General features: G+C 59.2%; 4 protein-coding genes and 2 pseudogenes. 3 read left to right on the top strand and 3 right to left on the bottom strand.

What is annotated here, in order from left to right:
- Positions 1 to 180 (top strand): annotated as a pseudogene (locus ACRESD_RS07610) (MFS transporter); the annotation flags it as partial.
- A 35-nt stretch (positions 181 to 215) separates the two neighbouring features.
- Here ACRESD_RS07610 and ACRESD_RS07605 read toward each other — a convergent pair.
- A complete protein-coding gene (locus ACRESD_RS07605; protein WP_431750361.1) occupies positions 216 to 1,133 on the bottom strand; it encodes a bifunctional helix-turn-helix transcriptional regulator/GNAT family N-acetyltransferase in 918 nt (305 codons plus the stop codon).
- A 230-nt stretch (positions 1,134 to 1,363) separates the two neighbouring features.
- On the opposite strand from ACRESD_RS07605, the gene ACRESD_RS07600 reads away from it, so the two are divergent.
- Together ACRESD_RS07600 and ACRESD_RS07595 are read left to right on the top strand one after the other, a co-directional pair.
- A complete protein-coding gene (locus ACRESD_RS07600) occupies positions 1,364 to 1,843 on the top strand; it encodes an AAA family ATPase (RefSeq protein WP_431750360.1) in 480 nt (159 codons plus the stop codon).
- 94 nt (positions 1,844 to 1,937) lie between these two features.
- Positions 1,938 to 2,096: pseudogene (locus tag ACRESD_RS07595) on the top strand (NUDIX domain-containing protein); the annotation flags it as partial.
- A 5-nt stretch (positions 2,097 to 2,101) separates the two neighbouring features.
- Here ACRESD_RS07595 and ACRESD_RS07590 read toward each other — a convergent pair.
- Together ACRESD_RS07590 and ACRESD_RS07585 are read right to left on the bottom strand one after the other, a co-directional pair.
- Complete coding sequence (locus tag ACRESD_RS07590) at positions 2,102 to 3,169, bottom strand: NAD(P)/FAD-dependent oxidoreductase (RefSeq protein WP_431750359.1); 1,068 nt, start codon at positions 3,167 to 3,169, stop codon at positions 2,102 to 2,104.
- A 14-nt stretch (positions 3,170 to 3,183) separates the two neighbouring features.
- A partial coding sequence (locus ACRESD_RS07585) for an isochorismatase family protein (protein WP_431750358.1) occupies positions 3,184 to 3,412 on the bottom strand: 229 nt, incomplete at its 5' end.

Genomic DNA, 3,412 nt, shown 5'->3' with positions numbered 1-3,412 from the left:
GGCTTGGGCGGCGTGGTGATGACCAAGATCGGTGGTTGGGTGTTCGACTACTACAAGTCCATCAATGATATTCACACCGGCTACATGATCATGTTTGCGATCTGTGCGCTGGCGTACCTGGTGGCGTGGAGCGTGATGAAGGCGCTGGTACCACGTCACAAGGAAATCACCGACCTGTAAGGTCATGCCTCCCGCGCCTGTGGCGCGGGAGGTGTTCAGAGTTCACGGCTCCAGGTTTGACTGACCAGCGTCTTGCCGAAACTGACGGTGGGTTCTTCTTCAACCAATTCGAAGCCGGCCTTCTGGTAGAGCTTGCGTGCATCCGTCAGGATGTCCACGGTCCACAGCATCATGCTTTTGTAGCCCGCGTTGCGCGCAAAGCGCAGGCACTCGTCCACCAACCGCTGACCGATGCCCATCCCTCGTGCACTGGCGTCCACATAGAGCATGCGCAGTTTGGCCGTGGTCTCGTCATGGCGTATCACGAACACCGAGCCCACCACCTCGCCGTCCTTCTCTGCGATCCAGCAGCGCTCACACGTCGGGTCAAACTCGCGCAAGTATTGGGCGACAATCTCCGCCACCAACGCTTCGAACTCCCAGTTCCAGTTGTACTCGCGGGCATACAGCGCCGTTTGCTGCTGTACCACCAGGCCCATGTCGCCAGGTTGCGGATCGCGTAGCAAATAGCTCGGCGCACGGCCTTGTAGCAACGTTTGAATGCGCTGCATGGACGCGGTCAGTTGTTGTTGCTGCAGCTCAGGCAAGGCTTGCAGCAAGGCGATGACTTCTTGTTGGGTTCGCTGTTCCAGCGGCGCAAGCACGGAGCGGCCGAGGTCGCTGAGATGCAGCTGTACCGCACGTGCATCGGTGGCCGAGCGGACTTTCTGGATCAGGCCTTTCTTTTCGAACCCACTGATCAACCGGCTCAGGTAACCGGCGTCCAGGCCAAGCATCTGGCAGAGGTCGGCGCTGGTCAGGTCACCCCGGGAAGACAGCTCATACATCACGCGGATTTCAGTGAGAGAGAAGTCGCTTTGCAGCAGGTGTTCCTGCAATACGCCGATCTGGTGCGTGTAGAACCGGTTGAAGCCACGGATGATGCCAGCGCGTTCGACGAGGGTGGTAGACATGACGATGCTCTATTGGTTGCCTAAGGCAATTATATTGTTGCCTAAGGCAAGTATGTCAAACACTTTGCTCAGCGGTTGCGCGTCACCCGCCAAACGGTATTGGCGAGGTCATCGGCGATGATCGGTGTGGCTTTCGGGCCCACTGTTACGAACGGTACGAAGAACACCTAGGTCATTGCGCCGGTCCGGGCAGACGGGCATGCTCCAGACTCTGCATAAGGAACCGCCCCATGCCCACTCTGCATCTGCTCTGCGGCAAGATCGCCTCCGGTAAGTCCACCCTCTCCAAGTTCCTTGCCGCCGAGCACGCGGCCATCCTGCTCAGCGAAGACCATTGGCTCGCCAAGCTGTATCCGGGAGAGATCCAATCCATTGCCGATTACCTGGGCTGCGCCCAGCGTATTCGCGGTGTGTTAGGGCCGTTGGTGATCAACCTGTTGCAGTCAGGCGTCAACGTGGTGCTGGATTTTCCCGCCAACACCCTGGCCAACCGCGAATGGCTATTGGGCCTGGCCCAGGCGGCTCAGGTACCGCATTGTCTGCACTATCTCGAGTTGGACGACGCCACCTGCCGCGAACGCTTGCATGCGCGCAACGCAGGCGGCGAGCATGACTTTGCGGCGACCGATGCCGAGTTTGATTTGATTACTCGCCACTTCAGCGCCCCTGGCGCAGAAGAAGGGTTACTGATTGAGGTACATCGCTTTTAGCGCCAGATCGCGGAAGCATCAAACACCGCTATAGGGTCTTGGTCATGAAGGGGCATCATGAATCAGCAAGTTGATGAGGAAGGAACTACGGTCAATGCGTGAACGTAAAGCAGCACGACTCCTGGTCATCAGCCCTGCCAGGAAAGTGTTTTTGTTCAGGTTCGTCCACAAGGACGGCGCGCTTGCCGGCCAGAATTATTGGACGACGCCAGGTGGCGGCGTTGAAGCCGGTGAAACTTTCCACTCAGCGGCCTTTGCTTAGAAGAACCGATCTGGCCGACAGGGCAGCAACAGAGATGAAATCTCGCCGCCCATGATTTCCTCACTGGCCAGGCGGCCAACGATTGCCGCCAGCGCTACGCCCGGGTGCATGCTGCACACATACACGCCGCCGACAGTGGGCAAATGACCGATGACGGGCAGCCCGTCTTCCGTGATGGGCCTGAGCCCGACGCAGGCCGTTTGCAGTTCAAGTGAATCGGCTCCTGCCAGTTCGCTCCGAATCGCGTTGGCAGCCCGTCGTGCGATGGCTGACGGATGATGCTCCAGCGCATCGCCCAGGTAATCTTCCGCCACCAGCAACGTGCCATCTGCACGTTGGCGCACCTCCATCTCGGTGTTGGAGATGAGGGTGCGAACGAGGCCAGGGCGTGCCGCGTAGCGGATGAAGACAGAAGGAGAGGGCTCGACAGGAACGGGCCTTCCCAGCAAACCGGTCAGTGTCTTGATCGCCGTTCCGGCTGCGAGTAGGACCACGTCGGCATCCAGGGTGCCCTGCGAGGTTTCGACGCCGGTGACTTGGCCCAGCACCGTCCTGAAACCCAGTACGCGGGTCTGTGTTAGAACGGTTGCCCCCTGCGCCTGTGCACCTGCAATCAACGCGTGTGTGGCCTGCACTGCGTCCAGGGCACCTTCTTCAGCTTTGAACAGGGCATGTTCAGGTGGGTTCTTCAGCGCGGGCTCAAGCATTTGAATGTGCGCGCGAGCGGGGTAGACCGTTGACGATGTGTGATCAGCAGCCAGCAATGCTTCATCAGTGCCCGCGCCGTAACATAAGGCGCCGGTCCATTGGATGTTCAGGTCAGGCAGCTCGGCTTCGAGTCGATGAAACTCGCGGATGGCTTCACGCCGCAGGGCGGCGATTGGGTCGGGAGCGCTGTGGGAGGTATTGATCCAGGCGAAGGAGGTGGCGGTAACGCCGCAGGCGATTTCACCCGCTTCAACCACGCAGACATTGGCACCTTTGCTCGCCAGATGATAGGCAAGCGATGCACCGACGATGCCTGCGCCCACCACCACAATCCGCTTGCCTGTGTTGTGTTCCATTCCAAAGGTCCTTGTTAACAGTGGGCCAGCAACTGAGCCGTCTCGGCGATCCTGGCGTAATCCATTGCCAGGTTACTCAGTGACAATGCATGCACGTCTTCGGCCGGCCAGAGTCGTCCGGATAAATCGGTTTGATCAAAGGTGTAGCAGGCATCCGCCGCCACGATCACATCAAAACCCAGATTGCCGCCGGATCGCGCCGTGGCTTCGACAGAGTTGTTGGTAATCACCCCAGCGATCACT

This window comes from Pseudomonas sp. (assembly GCF_050739995.1).
Taxonomy (GTDB): domain Bacteria; phylum Pseudomonadota; class Gammaproteobacteria; order Pseudomonadales; family Pseudomonadaceae; genus Aquipseudomonas.
Note: the sequence above shows the minus strand (reverse complement) of the source record. Positions and strands in the feature narration are given on the sequence as shown.

What these genes read in the sequence shown, in the direction of transcription:
- ACRESD_RS07600 (WP_431750360.1), top strand. Translation starts at nt 1,364, where the DNA reads ATGCCCACTCTGCATCTGCTCTGCGGCAAGATCGCCTCCGGTAAGTCC.
- ACRESD_RS07605 (WP_431750361.1), bottom strand. Translation starts at nt 1,133, where the DNA reads ATGTCTACCACCCTCGTCGAACGCGCTGGCATCATCCGTGGCTTCAAC.
- ACRESD_RS07590 (WP_431750359.1), bottom strand. Translation starts at nt 3,169, where the DNA reads ATGGAACACAACACAGGCAAGCGGATTGTGGTGGTGGGCGCAGGCATC.